Below are 18839 nucleotides of genomic sequence, written 5' to 3' on the forward strand. Positions count from 1 at the left end.
TATAGAAGCATTCCATCCTGGAAACCGTTTCATCAACCTATAACAACTTCACAAAGGAAATCACTATGTCTATCTCTAAATGCCCAGTCACCCATCTGACCATGAACAACGGCGCGCCCGTTGCTGACAATCAAAACAGCCTGACCGCCGGTCCGCGCGGCCCTCTACTGGCACAGGATTTGTGGCTGAATGAAAAACTCGCCGACTTCGTGCGCGAAGTCATCCCCGAACGCCGTATGCACGCCAAAGGTTCGGGCGCGTTCGGTACGTTTACCGTGACGCACGACATCACCAAATACACCCACGCCAAAATCTTCAGCGAAGTCGGCAAGAAAACCGAAATGTTCGCCCGTTTCACCACCGTGGCAGGCGAGCGCGGCGCAGCCGATGCGGAACGCGACATCCGTGGCTTTGCGCTGAAGTTCTATACCGAAGAAGGCAACTGGGATATGGTCGGCAACAACACGCCCGTGTTCTTCCTGCGCGACCCGCGTAAATTCCCCGACCTGAACAAAGCCGTCAAACGCGACCCGCGCACCAATATGCGCTCCGCCACAAACAACTGGGACTTCTGGACGCTGCTGCCCGAAGCTCTGCACCAAGTCACCATCGTCATGAGCGACCGCGGCATCCCCGCCAGCTACCGCCATATGCACGGCTTCGGTTCGCATACTTACAGCTTCTGGAACGAAGCGGGCGAGCGTTTTTGGGTGAAATTCCATTTCCGCAGCCAGCAAGGCATTAAAAACCTAACCAACGAAGAAGCCGCAAAAATCATCGCCGATGACCGCGAAAGCCACCAGCGCGACCTGTACGAAGCCATCGAGCGCGGTGAGTTTCCAAAATGGACGATGTACATCCAAGTCATGCCTGAAGCCGATGCGGAAAAAGTGCCTTATCATCCGTTTGATTTGACCAAAGTTTGGCCGAAAAAAGACTATCCGCTGATTGAAGTGGGCGAATTCGAGTTAAACCGCAATCCCGAAAACTTCTTCGCCGATGTGGAACAATCCGCCTTCGCACCGAGCAACCTCGTTCCCGGTATCGGCGCCAGCCCCGACAAAATGCTGCAAGCGCGTTTGTTCAATTACGCCGATGCGCAGCGCTACCGTTTGGGCGTAAACTTCCGCCAAATCCCTGTCAACCGCCCACGTTGCCCTGTTCACAGCAACCAACGTGACGGACAAGGCCGTGCCGACGGCAACTACGGCAGCCTGCCACACTACGAACCCAACAGCTTCGGCCAATGGCAGCAACAACCCGACTTCGCCGAACCGCCTTTGAAAATCAACGGCGATGCGGCGCACTGGGACTACCGACAAGATGATGACGACTATTTCAGCCAACCGCGCGCCTTGTTTAACCTGATGAGCGACGCACAGAAACAGGCTTTGTTCGACAACACCGCCGCAGCCATGGGCGATGCACCAGACTTCATCAAATACCGCCATATACGCAACTGCTACCGTTGCGATCCGGCATACGGCGAAGGCGTAGCCAAAGCCCTTGGACTGACTGTCGAAGATGCCCAAGCAGCACGAGCTAACGACCCGGCTTTAGGTCAACCTGGTTTACTGTAAGGAGGCATTATGTGGATAGAAATTGAAGAAATCTTGTCTCAAGCTGTCCGATACAGCCGTTCGAGCAAAAAGTAACGGTTTAGATCATTAAGAAGGCCGTCTGAAACACAAAATCAAGTTTCAGACGGCTTTTTTTGATGATGAAGTTTATTTGATTGCTTCTGATTCAATGGAACTGGCTGCCCTTATTTCTCCGTAAATCATGGCATGCCCCTCACCATCTCATGCTTCTACTGACAAATAAAAAACCGCACGGCTGCTTGCCGTGCGGTTTTGCTTTTTATCTGAAGGGTTCAGACGGCCTTACATCATGCCGCCCATACCACCCATGCCGCCCATATCAGGCATAGCAGGTTTTTCTTCAGGGATTTCAGCGATCATGCAGTCTGTGGTCAGCATCAGGCCGGCGATAGATGCGGCGTGTTGCAGCGCAGAACGGGTTACTTTGGCGGGGTCGAGTACGCCCATTTCGATCATGTCGCCGTATTCGCCGGAGCCTGCGTTGTAACCGTAGTTGCCTTTGCCTTCCAACACTTTGTTGACGACTACGCTAGGCTCACCGCCTGCGTTGGCAACGATTTGGCGCAGCGGAGACTCAACGGCGCGCAATACGATTTGTACGCCTGCGTCTTGGTCGGCATTGCCGGTGTGCAGGTTTTCCAAAGCAGCACGGGCACGCAACAGGGCTACGCCGCCGCCTGCAACCACGCCTTCTTCAACGGCTGCGCGGGTAGCGTGCAGCGCGTCTTCCACGCGGTCTTTTTTCTCTTTCATTTCCACTTCGGTAGCGGCACCGACTTTGATCACTGCCACACCGCCGGCCAATTTAGCCACGCGCTCTTGCAGTTTTTCTTTGTCGTATTCGCTGGTTGCGGTTTCGATTTGTTGGCGGATTTCGGCAACACGCGCTTCGATTTTGGCTGCGTCGCCGAAACCGTCGATGATGGTGGTGTTTTCTTTACCGATTTCGATGCGCTTGGCTTGACCCAAGTCGTCCAAAGTCGCTTTTTCCAAAGACAGGCCGACTTCTTCGGAAATCACTACGCCGCCGGTCAGGATGGCGATGTCTTGCAACATGGCTTTGCGGCGGTCGCCGAAGCCAGGGGCTTTCACGGCAACGGTTTTCAGGATGCCGCGGATGTTGTTCACCACCAAAGTCGCCAAGGCTTCGCCTTCTACGTCTTCAGCGATAATCAACAGCGGACGGCTGGCTTTGGCCACTTGTTCCAAAACAGGCAGCAGGTCGCGGATGTTGCTGATTTTTTTGTCGAACAACAATACAAACGGATTGTCCAAAGCAGCGATTTGTTTTTCAGCGTCATTGATGAAGTAAGGAGACAGGTAGCCGCGATCGAACTGCATACCTTCAACTACGTCCAGCTCGTTTTCCAAAGATTTGCCGTCTTCAACGGTAATCACGCCTTCTTTGCCGACTTTTTCCATCGCTTCGGCGATAATCGCGCCGACTTGTTCGTCAGAGTTGGCGGAAATAGAGCCGACTTGGGCGATTTCTTTAGAAGTATCGCAAGGTTTGGCGATGTTTTTCAGCTCTTCAACCAAAGCGGCAACGGCTTTGTCGATGCCGCGTTTCAGGTCGGTCGGGTTCATGCCGGCGGTCACATATTTCATGCCTTCGGCAACGATGGATTGTGCCAATACGGTTGCAGTAGTGGTACCGTCGCCGGCTACGTCGTTGGTTTTGGACGCAACTTCTTTCACCATTTGCGCGCCCATGTTTTCGAATTTGTCTTTCAATTCGATTTCTTTTGCAACAGACACACCGTCTTTAGTGATGTGCGGGCCGCCGAAAGCGCGGTCGAGTACCACGTTGCGGCCTTTAGGGCCCAAAGTTACGCGTACGGCGTTTGCCAATACATTGACGCCGTTTACCATTTTTTGGCGAACTTCATTGCCAAATTGTACGTCTTTTGCTGCCATTTAAATTCTCCAAATCAATATTAAAAATCTGTTCGAGGCCGTCTGAAAACTTCATGTTTGATTCAGACGGCCTTTGGTTCTGAAACTTAATTCAACAATTATTCAACGATACCGAAGATGTCTTCTTCACGCATTACCAACAACTCTTCGCCGTCGGCTTTTACAGTTTGACCGCTGTATTTGCCGAAGATCACTTTGTCGCCGACTTTGACATCCAGCGGACGGCGCTCGCCGTCTTTACCGATTTTGCCCGCACCCACGGCGATTACTTCGCCCATGTCGGGTTTTTCAGCAGCCGCACCCGGCAAAACGATGCCGGAGGCGGTTTTTTCTTCAGCTTCTAAGCGTTTGACGACTACGCGGTCGTGTAAAGGGCGGATGGTCATGTCTTAATGCTCCGATAAATAAATAGATTGAAAACAATTGTCTGTCGGACATGACAGACACGGTTTGCTTGAAAATAGCGGCACACTTAGTAGAAAGCCTGCCGTAATGGCGGGTAGATTTGGGTTGTTTGCGACAAATTCAAGGGAAAAAGTAAAAAATTCTATGCAGTCTTTCCAAATATTTTCATACGCAAAAATGCCCGATCACTTATTTTTCAGACGGCCTGACATACAAACTGCAAAATTCGTTTAAAAACAACACAATTTCTTTACAAATGCAACACAACTCTTTACAACTATTTCTTTTTAATGCATTATTATAAATGATGATTATTCTTAATTGCATATTTTAAAGATAATTTCTCTTTATTTGCTTTTATTTTTTATTACTGTCATTTTATTAAGGACATTTCTCAATGAATACGCCCCTATTCCGACTGAGCCTGCTGTCACTGACACTGGCGGCCGGTTTTGCACACGCAGAAAATGAAGCCAAAGACAATGTTGTGCTTGATACCGTTACCGTTAAAGGTGACCGCCAAGGCAGCAAAATCAAAACCAATATCGTCACCCTTCGTCAAAAAGACGAAAGCACATCAACCGATTTGCGCGAATTGTTAAAAGAAGAACCTGCCATCGATTTCGGCGGCGGTAACGGCACATCCCAACACATGACCTTGCGCGGCATGGGTCAGAACTCTGTCGACATCAAGGTGGACAACGCCTATTCCGACAGCCAAATACTGTATCACCAAGGCCGTTTCATCATCGACCCTGCGCTGGTCAAAATCGTCTCCGTACAGAAAGGCGCAGGCTCGGCATCTGCCGGTATTGGCGCGACCAACGGCGCGATTATTACTAAAACAGTTGATGCCGAAGACTTGCTAAAAGGTTTGGACAAAAACTGGGGCGTGCGCCTCAGCAGCGGCTATGCCAGCAATGACGGCGTAAACTACGGCGCCAGCGTGTTCGGAAAAGCCGGCAACTTCGACGGCTTATTCTCTTACAACCGCAACGATGAAAAAGATTACGAAGCAGGTAAAGGCTACAAAAGTCCCAACGGCGGCAAAACCGTACCTTACAGCGCACTGGACAAACGCAGCTACCTGGCCAAAATCGGAACAACCTTCGGCGACGGCGACCACCGCATCGTGTTGAGCCACATGAAAGACCAGCACCGGGGCATCCGTACTGTGCGTGAAGAGTTTACAATCTTCGAGTCCGACCCTGCAAAAGACAGGCAGAAACCCTCATACCGTGAAACTACCCAATCCAACACCAACTTGGAGTACACGGGTAAAAACTTGGGCTTTGTCGAAAAACTGAACGCCAACGCCTATGTGTTGGAAAACGAACGCTATTCCGCCGATGACAGCGGCAGCGGTTACGCAGGCAATGTGGCAGGTCCGACCACAACCAAAATCACCACCAAAGGTGCAAATATCAACTTCGACAGCCGCCTTGCCGAAAAAACCCTGTTGAAATACGGTGTCAACTACCGCCATCAGGAAATCAAACCTCATACCTTCCTGAATTCGCAATACACCAGCACCAATGCCGCCCTGCGAAGTCTGGTACGCGGATACAGCCTGACCAACCCGACCAAAACCGATTACGGCGTGTATGTCGAAGCCATCCAAGATATCGGCGATGTTACCCTGACCGGCGGTCTGCGTTACGACCATTTCGATATCAAAACCCATGACGGCAAATCGGTTTCAGACGGCAAAGTCAACCCGAGTCTGGGCGTAATTTACCAACCTGTCGAAAACTTGAGCTTCAGCATAAGCCACAACTACGCCAGCCGCAGCCCGCGCCTGTATGACGCGCTGCAAACCCACGGCAAACGCGGCATCATCTCGATTGCCGACGGCACTAAAGCTGAACGCGCGCGCAATACCGAAATCGGCTTCAACTACAACGACGGCACGTTTGCCGCAAACGGCAGCTACTTCTGGCAGACCATCAAAGACGCGCTTGCCAATCCGCAAAACCGCCACGACTCTGTCGCCATCCGTGAAGCCGTCAACGCCGGCTACGTCAAAAACCACGGTTACGAATTAGGCGCGTCCTACCGTACAGGCGGCCTGACTGCCAAAGTCGGCGTAAGCCACAGCAAACCGCGTTTTTACGATACGCACAAAGATAAATTGTTAAGCGCGAACCCCGAGTTTGGCGCACAAACCGGCCGCACTTGGACGGCCTCCCTTGCCTACCGCTTCCAAAATCCGAATCTGGAAATCGGCTGGCGCGGACGCTATGTTCAAAAAGCCGTGGGTTCGATATTGGTGGCGGGTCAAAAAGGTCGCGACGGCAAACTGGAAAACGTTGTACGCCAAGGTTTCGGTGTGAACGATGTCTTCGCCAACTGGAAACCGCTGGGCAAAGACACGCTCAATGTCAATCTTTCAGTCAACAACGTGTTTAACAAGTTCTACTATCCGCACAGCCAACGCTGGACCAATACCCTACCAGGTACCGGACGTGATGTACGCTTGGGCGTGAACTACCGCTTCTAAGCAATCAGCTTGAAAAAGCCGTCTGAAAACAAAAGTTTTCAGACGGCATCTAGCTTTATAATCCGATACAAGTTATCATTTCGATTTACTTTATTTCCGACTACGGAGAAACTCTATGTTACGTTTGACCGCTTTAGCCGTATGCTGCACCCTCGCTTTGGGTGCGTGTTCACCAAAAGATTCTGCTTCCAATCAGGCGCAAACTGCTTCCGCTTCTGCCGCCCAAACCGAAGGCGCAAGCCTGACGGTGAAAACCACGCGCGGTGAGGCAACAGTGCCGCAAAATCCGGAGCGTATCGCCGTTTACGATTTGGGCATGCTCGACACTTTAAACAAACTGGGCGTGAAAACCGGTTTGTCCGTCGATAAAAACCAGCTGCCTTATTTAGACGAATATTTCAAATCCACGAAACCTGCCGGCACGCTGTTTGAGCCTGACTACGAAGCACTCAACGCTTACAAACCGCAGCTCATCATCATCGGCAGCCGTGCGGCCAAAGCATTTGACAAGTTGAACGAGATCGCACCGACCATCGAGATGACTGCCGAAACCGCCAATCTGAAAGAAAGCTCAAAAGAGCGCATCGACGCACTGGGTCAAATCTTCGGCAAACAGGCCGAAGCGGACAAGCTGAAAGCGGAAATCGATGCTTCGTTTGAAGCGGCGAAAACTGCTGCGCAAGGCAAAGGCAAGGGTTTGGTGATTTTGGTCAACGGCGGTAAGATGTCGGCTTTCGGCCCTTCCTCACGTTTGGGCGGTTGGTTGCATAAAGACATCGGCGTTCCCGCTGTTGATGAATCAATTAAAGAAGGCAGCCACGGCCAGCCTATCAGCTTTGAATACCTGAAAGAGAAAAACCCTGATTGGCTGTTTGTTTTGGACCGCGGCGCGGCCATCGGTGAAGAAGGTCAGGCTGCGAAAGATGTGTTGGACAATCCGCTGGTTGCCGAAACAACCGCTTGGAAAAAAGGCCAAGTCGTGTACCTCGTGCCGGAAACCTATCTGGCGGCCGGCGGCGCACAAGAATTGCTGAATGCTTCCAAACAGGTCAGCGATGCGTTTAATGCGGCCAAGTAATTCGGCGCGGGCATAGCCGCCCGCTTCTTTCAGATGGCCTGAAGGGTTTGATGATGCACAGGATCAAGTTGCTTGATCTGAAGTCATTGGATTTAGGCCGTCTGAAAATACATGGTGCAAATGGACAATTTTTGCCTGTTTGCATCTGTTTTTATGATGGGCAAACCTGCTTTTTTTCCAAATACCTTAACCCTTCTTTCAGACGGCCTTATTTTTTCCGAACCATTTTATGTTTCACAAACCTTCATTTTTAAATGCGGTCAACGGTGTGGCGCTGCTGATGTTGTTTGCCGTCAGCCTATCGGTCGGCGTGGCCGAATTCAAATGGTCCGCCCTGTTTTCGCTATCCGACAGCCAGCAGGTCATGTTTATCAGCCGCCTGCCGCGCACGTTTGCGATTGTGCTGACGGGTGCGTCGATGGCGGTGGCCGGTATGATTATGCAGATTTTGATGCGCAACCGTTTTGTCGAACCGTCGATGGTGGGCGCAAGCCAAAGCGCGGCTTTGGGCTTGCTGTTGATGACCCTGCTGCTTCCGGCCGCGCCGCTGCTGGCAAAAATGTCGGTTGCCGCCGTTGCCGCGCTGATCGGGATGTTGGTCTTTATGCTGCTGATCCGCCGCCTGCCGCCGACCGCGCAACTGATGGTGCCTTTGGTCGGGATTATTTTCGGCGGTGTGATTGAGGCGGTGGCTACCTTTATCGCGTATGAAAACGAAATGTTGCAAATGCTCGGTGTGTGGCAACAGGGCGATTTTTCCGGCGTGTTGCTCGGGCGGTATGAATTGTTGTGGGCAACGGGGATTTTGGCTTTGTTTGCCTATTTGATTGCCGACCAGCTGACGATTTTGGGTTTGGGCGAAACGGTAAGCGTGAATTTGGGGCTGAACCGGACGGCGATTCTGTGGTCGGGGCTGATTATTGTGGCACTGATTACGTCTTTAGTGGTCGTGACTGTCGGCAATATTCCGTTTATCGGCTTGGTCGTGCCGAACATCATCAGCCGCCTGATGGGCGACAAGCTGCGCCAAAGCTTGCCCGCGGTGGCCTTGCTGGGCGCGTCTTTGGTATTGCTGTGCGATATTGTCGGACGCGTGATTGTGTTTCCGTTTGAAATTCCGGTCTCTACGGTTTTTGGCGTAATGGGGACGGCTTTGTTTTTATGGCTTTTATTAAGGAAACCTGCTCATGCCGTCTGAAAAAAATATCGGTTTTATGGCAGGAAGCAGCCGTCCGTTGTGGGTGGCCTTTGCGCTGTTGCTGGTTTCCTGCGTCCTGTTTATGACGCTCAACGTCAAAGGCGATTGGGACTTTGTCTTGCACCTGCGTCTGACCAAACTTGCCGCGCTGCTGATGGTCGCCTATGCGGTCGGCGTGTCCACGCAACTCTTCCAAACGCTGACCAACAATCCGATTCTGACCCCTTCGATTTTGGGTTTCGATTCGCTGTATGTGTTTTTGCAGACCTTGCTGGTGTTTACGCTCGGCGGCGTGGGCTATGCTTCCCTGCCGTTGACGGGAAAATTCGGCTTTGAACTGGTCGTCATGATGGGCGGCTCGCTGCTGCTGTTCTACACACTCATCAAACAGGGCGGACGCGATTTGTCGCGCATGATTTTAATCGGCGTGATTTTCGGGATTTTGTTCCGCAGCCTGTCGTCGCTGCTTTCGCGCATGATTGACCCCGAAGAATTTACCGCCGCACAGGCGAATATGTTTGCCACCTTCAATACCGTCCACTCGGAATTGTTGGGTATCGGCGCAATCGTGTTGCTCATCAGCGCCGCCATAATCTGGCGCGAACGCCACCGCCTCGATGTTTACCTGCTCGGTCGCAATCAGGCCATCAATTTGGGCATCAACTACACGCGCAATACCTTATGGCTGCTGTTGTGGATCGCTGCATTGGTTGCGACCGCGACCGCCGTTGTCGGCCCGGTAAGCTTTTTCGGCCTGCTGGTTGCCGCGCTGGCCAACCATTTTTCCCCGTCGGTCAAACATTCCGTCCGCCTGCCCATGACTTTTTGTGTCGGCGGCATCCTATTGGTCGGCGGGCAAACCATCTTCGAACACTTCCTCGGCATGCAGGCCGTATTGAGCGTGGTCGTCGAATTTGCAGGCGGATTGGTATTTTTATATTTAGTGTTGAAAAAGAAATAAATTAAACGTGCCCAAACGTTCGCAAAAATAAATTCAGGCCGTCTGAAATCCATGTTTTCAAAATATTTAATCCTTGAAATGAAACTAAATTTCTGACATGTACTCATAGTAAACATTACTGGATTTACTAGAATTACAAAAAATGAGCACGACATTAAAATACCGTCCCGACTTGGACGGCATCCGGGCTTTGGCAGTCTTGGCTGTCATTATTTTCCACATTGATGCCGCTTGGCTGCCCGGTGGTTTTCTCGGTGTGGATATGTTTTTCGTTTTGTCCGGCTATCTGATCACCACCATCATCAGCCGCGAAATGCAAAACGGCAGTTTTTCGTTTTTAGAATTCTACAAACGCCGCGCGAAGCGCATTTTGCCTGTTTTTTCCTGCGTATTGCTGTGTACGAGCTTGGCCGCCGCAATCTTTTTCTTGTCGTTTGACCTGCGCCAATACGTCAAATCCGCAGTGTTTGCGTTGCTGTTTTCGGCCAACCTGTTTTTTGCACGGCGCGGCGGTTATTTCGATGCCGATGCGGCGGAAAAACCTTTGCAGCACATTTGGTCTTTATCGCTGGAAGAGCAGTTTTACTTTGTTTTTCCAGTTTTGCTGACTGCTTTTTTCCGATTCAGCAAAGGGCGCAACATCCGCCAATTCATCCTTTTGCTGATTGTATTGAGCCTGTTGTCCGTCTTTTTGCCCACCTTCGGCATGGATCCTTATTTCCTGCCTTATGTGCGCGCATATGAGCTGCTGATCGGCGCACTTTTTGCCTTTATTCCGCCCTCCCAAACCAACGACCGTTTCAGCACGCCTCTGGTCGGCTGGGCGATGATGGCGGTTATTGCCGCCATGCTGCTGCTTCCTTACGGCGTGTTGCCCGGCGAAGGCAATATCGAACGGCTGCTGTGCTGTACGGCGGTTGGAGGCTTGATTTACTCGGGCAAAACCCTGCAAACGCAAAACGGCTTCAATACCGCCAAACTGTTGAGCCTCAAGCCCGTTGTGTTTATCGGTTTGATTTCCTATTCGCTGTATCTCTGGCATTGGGTGGTCTTGGCCGTCATGCGCTATGTTTACATGGACAACGCTTTGCCGATGTCCGCGATTGTATTGGCAGTGGTGCTGATGTCCGGCTTGTCCGTTTTGTCCTATTACTTCGTCGAAACACCGGCGCGACGGATAAAGAATTTCACCACCAAGAAATTCATCGGGGTAATCGCCGCTTATTTCGCCCTGCTGATTCCTGCCGCCGGCTACCTGCTGACTGCCAAACCGGCCGCATACGAGGCAAACCTATATACGGTTGACGAAAGTAAAATCTGCGCGGATACCTTGACCAAAACCGACTGCGCTGTCGGCGCGGAAAACCAAAGCAGCAAAGTCCTGCTGATGGGCGACTCCCACGCCGCCCACCTGACGCCCTTTATCGATATAGTGGGCAAACAGGAAGGCTTTGCCGCCGACATTATCTCGTCCAACAGCTGCGGCGTTGCCTTCGGCTTCCTCCTGCCGCAAAGCGACCGCCGTGCCAACCGCTGCAACCCTTACAACCGCTTTATCGCACAAAAGGTCAAAAACTATCCGGTGGTCTTTATCTCGCAACGTTGGTTCCTGCATACCGACAAGCCCGGTTTTACGGAGCATTTCGGCAAAATGCTCGACACCCTGATCCAACAGGGCAAGCAGGTTTACGTCTTTGCCGACACACCGATGAACGCGCAACTGCCCCTGCGCCATTACTACCTGAAACAGCGTCTCGGCATCGACATGCAATACGTTTCCGAGCATAAAAAAGCGGAAATTGCCCGCTCCGCCGAAGCGGACAAAACCATAGAAAACATCGTCAAACAGCGGCCTGCCGTGCATTGGGTCAACATCATGGAGCCTATTCCGGCAGACAAAACCATAGACGGCCTGCCGATATATTTTGACACCAACCACCTCAATACCCACGGTGTGACAAAACTGGCGGAAAAATTTATACAGGACAAAAAAATACTCCTAAAATAACACCGCAGTTTCAGTCCGAAACCTTTGCCGCAATACTGAATGCAAATGCCGCTCAAAGCGCAGCAAACAGTATGCCGCAAAGGTTTCAGGCCGTCTGAAACCTTCAGACGGCCTAAGCAAACCCATAAAGGACAACCCTCATGACACAAGAACGCCTCCCTTCATTCTTCGATGACGCCCCGACCATTACCGTCCAAGACGCATTGGCCGACTTCCTCGGCGCGGCCGAAAACGGCATCCTCACTTACCACTACGCCGATGCCGTGCGCCTGTGCGGCCATTCCTGCCCGACCGTCGCCGGCGCCTACCTGATGGTGGTCAAAGGCCTGAAAGCCCTTTACGGCGAAGAGCTGCCGCAGCGCGGCGACATCGAAGCCTTTATGCAGGGCGAGCGTGACGAAGGCACGACCGGTGTTACCGCTTCCGTCGTCCAACTCCTTACCGGCGCGGCACCCGAAACCGGCTTTGGCGGCGTAGGCCCGGCCGGACGCTTTGCCCGCCGCCATTTATTGTCCTTTGGTGCAGGCGAAATCAACGGCACACTCGCGCTCCGCCGCCGCGATACCGGCAAAACTGTTGCCGTCAGCCTCAACGCCGCGCTCCAACCCTTTGCACCGCAAATGCGCGACATCATGCCCAAAGCCGTTAGCGGCAGTGCAAGTGCCAACGAACTCAAACAATTCGGCGAGCTTTGGCAAGAACGCGTCCGCGCCTTCCTAATTGACCAAGCCGACAATCCCGAATTTGTCACTGTCAGCGAAATCTAACCATACCATACAGGAATAAAATTCAGACGGCCTCATGCTGAAAGGCCGTCTGAAACCCCAACTTCCCATTTTCGGATCCGCCTATGATTACCATCCGCAACGTCAGCCACACCATCGGCAGCAACCCCATCCTCAACGACGTCAGCCTCGACATCCCCGAAGGCGGCATTACCGCGCTGATCGGCCCGAACGGCGCAGGCAAGTCCACCCTCCTCTCCTTTATGGCGCGCCTGCAGCCCTTGGTACACGGCGACATCAGCTACGCAGGCAAAGACATCAAAACCACCCCCACCGCCGAACTCGCCCGCACGCTTTCCATCCTCACCCAAGAAAACAGCATCATGAGCCGCATTACCGTGCGCGACCTGCTCATGTTCGGCCGCTATCCCTACCACCAAGGCAGGCCGTCTGAAAACGACAAAACCATCGTCGAAGAAGCGCTTGCCGAGTTCCACCTGCAAGACTTTGCCGACCGTTACCTGACCGAGCTTTCCGGCGGCCAACGCCAACGCGCCATGATTGCCATGGTGTTCTGCCAGCGCACCGACTACGTTTTGCTGGACGAACCGCTGAACAACCTCGATATGTATCATGCCCGCTCCCTCATGCAAATCCTGCGCCGGCTGACCGACGAACACAAACGCACCACCGTCGTCGTCCTGCACGACATCAACCAGGCCGCCGCCTACGCCGATTACGTCGTCGCCATGAAAAACGGCCAAGTCGCCATGCAGGGCAAGCCCAACGATATTTTCACCACCGAAAACATCAAAACCCTATTCGATATGGACGTCAACGTCCTCGATTACGAAGGCAAAAAACTGGTTATCCACCATATCTAAATCCGACAAAAAGGCCGTCTGAAACCCGATTGTTCAGGTTTCAGACGGCCTTTGTCTATTCAAAGCGTTTATTTTTTATCGTACAAACCGCGCACCACGCGACCGATCGCGGCAATGCCTTTTTCCAGCGTTTCCGCGTCCTGCGCAATGCTCATGCGGATGCACTCGTGCGCGTGCGGATAGTCTTGCCTATCAATACCGACAAAAAAATGCTCGCCCGGAATAATCAGTGTGCCTTCGGCCTTGAGCATTTCGTACAAGGTTTGCGACGAAACAGGCAGGTTTTCAAACCAAAGCCACAAGAAAATCGCACCTTCAGGTTTGTGGATTTTCAACGGATACGCGCCCAATTCGCGTTTCAGCAGGGCAACTGCCGTTTGCGCCTGCTGACGGTAAAACGGCTGAATCACTTGGTCGGCCAGCTGTTTCAGACGGCCGTCGTTTAACAGCGGAGCCGCAATCGCCGCACCGAAACGGGTTGGCGACAGGTTCACAATCGCATTCAAACTGCTGACGGCTTTGACCACTTCCGGTGCGGCGACAATAATGCCGGTACGCACGCCGGGCAGGCCGATTTTAGAAAGGCTGAAGCAGAGGATGATGTTTTCGTGCCAATTCAGTGTCACGTCGCTGTAAATGATGTTGGGGAACGGCATTCCGTAGGCGTTGTCGATAATCAGCGGAATCCCGTGTTCTTGCGCCAAAGCGTCCAAACGCGCCATCTCACCGTCGGTCAACACATTGCCGGTCGGGTTGGTCGGACGCGAACAGCAAATCGCACCGATTTTGCCCTCTTTCAATTCAGGCAGGCTCTCCAGCGCGTCAAAGTCCACGCGGTATTTGAAAAAGCCCACTTCGCCTTCGTGTTCGACATTTTCGATTTTCGGCTTCACCGAAATAAAATGCTGCCCTTCGACATGCACGTCCGCATAACCGATATATTCAGGCGCAAGCGGCAACAAAATGGCTTTCTCAGCCGTTTGGCCGTCTGAAAGATTGAATTTGCCACCGAACAAGTTAAACAAATAGAAAAACGCGTTTTGCGAACCATTGGTCAACGCGATATTGTCCGCCGTCAGATTCCAACCGTATTCACGGTTGAGAAACTCAGTCAAAGCCGCAATCAGCGCCGCGTCGCCCTGCGGATTGGAATAATTGCCGATATTCTCAACAGCGTGTTCCGCTGCCAACTTGGAAAACACATCGGCGAACACCGCATTGACTTCGGCGATCCGCGCCGGATTGCCGCCGCCAAGCATATTGACGGGCTTGTCACTTTTGAGCGCATCGCCCAAATCGTCCATCAACTGCAAAATACCGCTGTGTTGTGTGAATTTTTCGCCGAATGCTGAAAACTGCATGGAAACTCCGTTGCTGAGTGTGTAAAAAAATAAACCGCTATTATAAGAACAAAGGCCGTCTGAAAACCAGTTATCCTGATTTTTCAGACGGCCTATTTGACGGAATGGTGGCTTGATACAACCTTATTGGTCTACAGGTATTATTTCTTCCTGCCAAAAATCAGTGATATCACCGACAAGATCAAGAAACCGGCAAATAAAATTTTGGCTATGCCTGCCGCACTACCTGCAATACCACCGAAACCTAATACAGCTGCAATAATAGCGATGATAAAGAAAACGATCGAATAATGAAGCATCATTTTTTCCTTTCGGTTTAATATAAAAACGGTCGAGGGAGAGACGACCGTTTATGGTGAAATTCAACGGTCTTAGCTGTTCAACCAATCATCAATTTCTTTTTCAGCTTCATCTTTAGTACGACCGTAACGCTCTTGGAGCTTACCGACCAACTGATCGCGCTTGCCTTCGATAATGTCCAAATCGTCGTTTGTCAGCTCGCCCCATTTTTCTTTGGCTTTACCTTTAAGTTGCTCCCATTTTCCTTTGATAATATCTTCATTCATGGTTATACCATCCTATCTTATTGATTAGTATTTAACTCACGTATAAAACCGCTTGCATTTAACCTTACTTGATAATTTATTAATTTTCAAGCAAAGACAATGCTGATTTTTTAATCAATCAACCAATATCTTATTAATCTCCCACTTAATCAATAAGTTATACAAAACCGTTAAATTTTGAAAATATTAAGATATTATTGATTACCTCCTTTTAAGTGTATTCTTTAAATTAATCGACCTCACTATAAAAACACAGGCCGTCTGAAAATCTTTCAGACGGCCTGTTACTATCCAATATTTTCCTTTAACGGCCAAAATTATCTCGACGTTCGCGCCAATCTTGGCGGATGGAGCCGCTTTTACCGACCGGAGTATCTTGTTCGACTTCCCAAATAAAATTCGTTCCGCCACCAATCGGATGCGAACCGCGCAAGCCGATGTGGCTGCCTTGATCGGCAACGGCGGTGCTGCTGTGTGTTTGGCCGCCGAAACGGGTTTGCGAGGTTTCGATGCCGCTTTTGATGCTACCGTAAAGCTGTACGTCAGCATGTGCGGCAAGTGCGGCGGTGGAAAGTGCGGCAGTGAGGAGAAGTTTCAAGTTCATGGTTTATCCTTTTTTGGAGAGGAATTGTGTGACGATTGTATCGGCCTTATGCGTAAACAAGTTACAATTCTTGCAAAATCTGACAGGAGTTTTGATGATGCGCTCTTTACGCGCCGCCGCTGTGCAAATGGTGTCGTCCACCGACCCCGAAACCAATATTTCCACCATGAAGCGCCTTGTCTGCGAGGCTGCCGAACAAGGGGCGGATTGGGTGTTGCTGCCCGAATATTGGCCGCTGATGGGCAAAAACGATACGGACAAGCTGGCATTTGCCGAGCCTTTGGACGATGGACGAGTTGGCGAAACCTGCCACACCCGTTTTCAGACGGCCTTAAGCGAAACAGCAAGGGAATACGGCGTAGTGTTGTTTGGCGGTACGGTTCCGCTGCAAAGCCCAAACGCTGGCAAGGTGATGAACACGATGCTGGTGTATGACCGCGACGGCAACCGAATCGGGCTTTACCACAAAATGCACCTTTTCGGCTTTTCCGGCTTGGGCGAACGCTACGCCGAAGCCGATACGATACTGGCGGGCAGCGATGTGCCGAAGCTGAGCGTGGACGATGTTCCGCTGGCGGCCGGCGTCTGCTACGATTTGCGCTTTCCTGAGTTTTTCCGCGCCCAGCAGCCGTTTGATATTTTGCTGTTGCCTGCCGCGTTTACCTACACGACCGGCAAGGCGCATTGGGAATTGCTGCTGCGCGCCCGTGCGGTGGAAAACCAATGCTACGTCATCGCGTCGGCACAAGGCGGACTGCATGAAAGCGGCCGCCGCACATTCGGCCACAGTATGATTATCGACCCTTGGGGCGATGTGTTGGCGACGCTGCCGGAAGGCGAAGGCGTGATTTGTGCCGATTTGGATACCGCGCGCCTGCAAAGCGTGCGCACGCGCCTGCCTGCCCTGAAACACCGATTACTTTAAACACGCACTATGTCCCAGTTCCAATCCACACGAATTCTCGGCATCGACCCCGGCAGCCGCATGACCGGCTTCGGCGTGATTGATGTCCACGGCCGCAAGCATCATTATGTCGCTTCCGGCTGTATCAAAACGCCGACCGGCGCGTCGCTTTCCGAACGCATCGCCGTGATTGTCCGCCATATCGACGAAATCATCCGCCACTATCAACCCCATCAGGCGGCCATCGAGCAAGTCTTCGTCAACGTCAATCCGGCCGCGACGTTAATGCTCGGTCAGGCGCGCGGTGCGGCGATTGCCGCTTTGGTCATGCACGATTTGCCCGTATTTGAATACACCGCGCTTCAGGTCAAGCAGGCAGTAGTTGGCAAGGGCAAGGCCGCCAAAGAGCAGGTGCAGCATATGGTGGTCCAAATGCTTGCGCTTTCCGGCACGCCGCAAGCCGATGCCGCCGACGGACTCGCCGTCGCCCTTACCCACGCCCTGCGCAATCACGGATTGGCTTCGCAACTCAATCCCGACGGCCTGCAAGTCAAACGCGGCCGTTTCCAATGGTAAGCCGACATTCAGGCCGTCTGAAATAGTGTTCCAGCCCGTTTTCAGACGGCCTTTCGGTTATAATAACCCTTTGCCCACATACAGCGAGCCTGCATGAAAGCCGCCTTCCTTTTTCTCTACCTCATCCGCCTGCTGCCTTTTTGCGTGTTGCACAAGATTGCCGACGCGATCGGCATTCTCGCCTATTACGCAGTCAAACCGCGCCGCAAAGTCGGCGAGGTAAACCTCAAAAAATGCTTTCCCGAGCTAAACGACAGCCAGCGCACCGCCCTGCTCAAACGCCATTTCCAACACATGGCCAAGCTGATGCTCGAATACGGCCTCTACTGGTACGCGCCTGCGGACAAACTGCGCTCGTTGGTGCGTTATCAAGACAAACACCATCTTGACCAAGCCCTCGCCGCCAGAGAAAAAGTCATCATCCTCTATCCGCACTTTACTGCATTTGAAATGGCGGTTTACACGCTTAATCAGGATGTGCCGCTGACCAGCATGTATTCGCACCAAAAAAACAAAGCCCTGGACGAGCAAATCCTGAAAGGCCGCCACCGCTACAACAATGTTTTCCTGATCGGCCGCACGGAAGGCCTGCGCGCCATTATCAAACACCTGCGCAAAAGCGATGCGCCCTTTCTTTATCTGCCCGACCAAGACTTCGGCCGCAACGATTCCATTTTCGTCAATTTCTTCGGCATTCAGACGGCCACGATTACCGGCCTCAGCCGTATCGCCGGCATGACCAAAGCCAAAATCATTCCCGCCATTCCCACACGAGAAGCCGACAATACCGTAACCCTGCGCTTCTATCCGGCTTGGGACAATTTCCCGACCGAAAATGTCGAAGCCGATACCCAGCGCATGAACGACTTCATCGAAGAGCGGGTACGCGAGCATCCCGAACAATATTTCTGGCTGCACAAACGCTTCAAAACCCGTCCCGAAGGCGAAAACAGCTTTTATTGACTACACCGAATTACAATTTAAATTTGCAAAAAGCGGCGAAATCCTTCTTTCGCCGCTTTTTCATTTTAATTGAATCAAACCAAAATTCATGTTCGATTCCAAACAATCAAATAACATCCCGCTTTAAATGCTTTAAAAACAGCTTTTTTATCGCGATTGAAACTTTCAAACAACCCTATATTTTTCTCAAATGAAAAACATCAGGCCCAGTACACTTTTTTCATTTACATATTAAATTTAATTTCTTTTAAAAACAATATATTGCAAAACAGTTCATCCAAAAAAACACAATTTAATCATTAAAAATATGCAATAAAAGTAAATTTAAAATGAAAAATACAAAATAAATATCTAAATTTAAAATAATCATGAAATTTAATTGCAAAAATATGACAAAAATTGCAATTTATACTGAACCAGACCTTCAGAAAAAAATACTTGGCAAACTGTAAAAATTCGCGTAAATTTCACTACATCAAATTACAAAACGTTCAGACGGCCTTCGCCGGTTTTAGATCTTTTGTGAGCAGTTTTCTGATATTGCAAGAAATTGCGGTATTTTAGAGGATTTCGGTGCAATGCCCGAAA

The 18839-nt window shown here is 51.3% G+C and carries 17 protein-coding genes; 11 read left to right on the forward strand and 6 right to left on the reverse strand.

Annotated elements, in window-relative coordinates:
- Nucleotides 1–65 precede the first annotated feature (65 nt).
- Complete coding sequence (katA, locus tag DBY97_RS03455; protein ID WP_107857426.1) at nt 66–1580, forward strand: catalase KatA; 1515 nt, start codon at nt 66–68, stop codon at nt 1578–1580.
- 303 nt (nt 1581–1883) lie between these two features.
- On the opposite strand, the gene groL is transcribed toward katA, so the two are convergent.
- Nucleotides 1884–3518 carry a chaperonin GroEL gene (gene groL / locus DBY97_RS03460; protein ID WP_107857427.1) on the reverse strand — a complete coding sequence of 545 codons (1635 nt, stop codon included), beginning with the start codon at nt 3516–3518 and terminating at the stop codon, nt 1884–1886.
- A 98-nt stretch (nt 3519–3616) separates the two neighbouring features.
- Nucleotides 3617–3904, reverse strand: a complete 288-nt coding sequence (gene groES / locus DBY97_RS03465) for a co-chaperone GroES (RefSeq protein ID WP_003684150.1) — start codon at nt 3902–3904, stop codon at nt 3617–3619.
- Between the two features lie 416 nt (nt 3905–4320).
- On the opposite strand from groES, the gene DBY97_RS03470 reads away from it, so the two are divergent.
- From DBY97_RS03470 to DBY97_RS03500, 7 genes are all read left to right on the forward strand, one after another.
- Nucleotides 4321–6423, forward strand: a complete 2103-nt coding sequence (locus DBY97_RS03470) for a TonB-dependent siderophore receptor (protein ID WP_107857428.1) — start codon at nt 4321–4323, stop codon at nt 6421–6423.
- A 115-nt stretch (nt 6424–6538) separates the two neighbouring features.
- Nucleotides 6539–7501, forward strand: coding sequence for a siderophore ABC transporter substrate-binding protein (locus DBY97_RS03475; protein ID WP_107857429.1), 963 nt, complete (start codon nt 6539–6541; stop codon nt 7499–7501).
- A gap of 229 nt (nt 7502–7730) precedes the next feature.
- On the forward strand, nt 7731–8699 hold the full coding sequence (locus DBY97_RS03480; protein WP_107857430.1) for an ABC transporter permease: 969 nt from the start codon (nt 7731–7733) through the stop codon (nt 8697–8699).
- Complete coding sequence (locus tag DBY97_RS03485) at nt 8689–9660, forward strand: iron chelate uptake ABC transporter family permease subunit (protein ID WP_107857431.1); 972 nt, start codon at nt 8689–8691, stop codon at nt 9658–9660. The genes DBY97_RS03480 and DBY97_RS03485 overlap by 11 nt, the downstream gene beginning before the upstream one ends.
- A gap of 142 nt (nt 9661–9802) precedes the next feature.
- Nucleotides 9803–11668 carry an acyltransferase family protein gene (locus DBY97_RS03490; protein ID WP_107857432.1) on the forward strand — a complete coding sequence of 622 codons (1866 nt, stop codon included), beginning with the start codon at nt 9803–9805 and terminating at the stop codon, nt 11666–11668.
- A 140-nt stretch (nt 11669–11808) separates the two neighbouring features.
- Entirely contained in the window at nt 11809–12435 is a 627-nt protein-coding gene (locus tag DBY97_RS03495; protein WP_107857433.1) for an FmdE family protein, read from the forward strand.
- 83 nt (nt 12436–12518) lie between these two features.
- Nucleotides 12519–13277, forward strand: coding sequence for an iron ABC transporter ATP-binding protein (locus DBY97_RS03500; RefSeq protein WP_107857434.1), 759 nt, complete (start codon nt 12519–12521; stop codon nt 13275–13277).
- Between the two features lie 68 nt (nt 13278–13345).
- On the opposite strand, the gene DBY97_RS03505 is transcribed toward DBY97_RS03500, so the two are convergent.
- The 4 genes from DBY97_RS03505 to DBY97_RS03520 form a co-directional block, all read right to left on the reverse strand.
- Complete coding sequence (locus DBY97_RS03505) at nt 13346–14638, reverse strand: valine--pyruvate transaminase (RefSeq protein ID WP_107857435.1); 1293 nt, start codon at nt 14636–14638, stop codon at nt 13346–13348.
- 140 nt (nt 14639–14778) lie between these two features.
- Nucleotides 14779–14937: a DUF1328 domain-containing protein gene (locus tag DBY97_RS03510; protein WP_039862543.1), complete on the reverse strand. Its 159-nt coding sequence runs from the start codon at nt 14935–14937 to the stop codon at nt 14779–14781.
- A 72-nt stretch (nt 14938–15009) separates the two neighbouring features.
- Entirely contained in the window at nt 15010–15204 is a 195-nt protein-coding gene (locus DBY97_RS03515) for a CsbD family protein (protein ID WP_107857436.1), read from the reverse strand.
- Nucleotides 15205–15508: 304 nt separating this feature from the next.
- Nucleotides 15509–15808, reverse strand: coding sequence for a porin (locus DBY97_RS03520; RefSeq protein WP_036492622.1), 300 nt, complete (start codon nt 15806–15808; stop codon nt 15509–15511).
- Nucleotides 15809–15902: 94 nt separating this feature from the next.
- On the opposite strand from DBY97_RS03520, the gene DBY97_RS03525 reads away from it, so the two are divergent.
- From DBY97_RS03525 to DBY97_RS03535, 3 genes are all read left to right on the forward strand, one after another.
- Nucleotides 15903–16733: a carbon-nitrogen hydrolase family protein gene (locus DBY97_RS03525; RefSeq protein ID WP_107857437.1), complete on the forward strand. Its 831-nt coding sequence runs from the start codon at nt 15903–15905 to the stop codon at nt 16731–16733.
- A 9-nt stretch (nt 16734–16742) separates the two neighbouring features.
- Nucleotides 16743–17288: a crossover junction endodeoxyribonuclease RuvC gene (gene ruvC, locus DBY97_RS03530; protein ID WP_107857438.1), complete on the forward strand. Its 546-nt coding sequence runs from the start codon at nt 16743–16745 to the stop codon at nt 17286–17288.
- Nucleotides 17289–17366: 78 nt separating this feature from the next.
- Nucleotides 17367–18251, forward strand: coding sequence for a lipid A biosynthesis lauroyl acyltransferase (locus DBY97_RS03535; protein WP_283120752.1), 885 nt, complete (start codon nt 17367–17369; stop codon nt 18249–18251).
- The last annotated feature ends 588 nt before the right edge of the window (nt 18252–18839 follow it).

The organism is Neisseria subflava, assembly GCF_003044645.1.
GTDB lineage: Bacteria > Pseudomonadota > Gammaproteobacteria > Burkholderiales > Neisseriaceae > Neisseria > Neisseria subflava_B.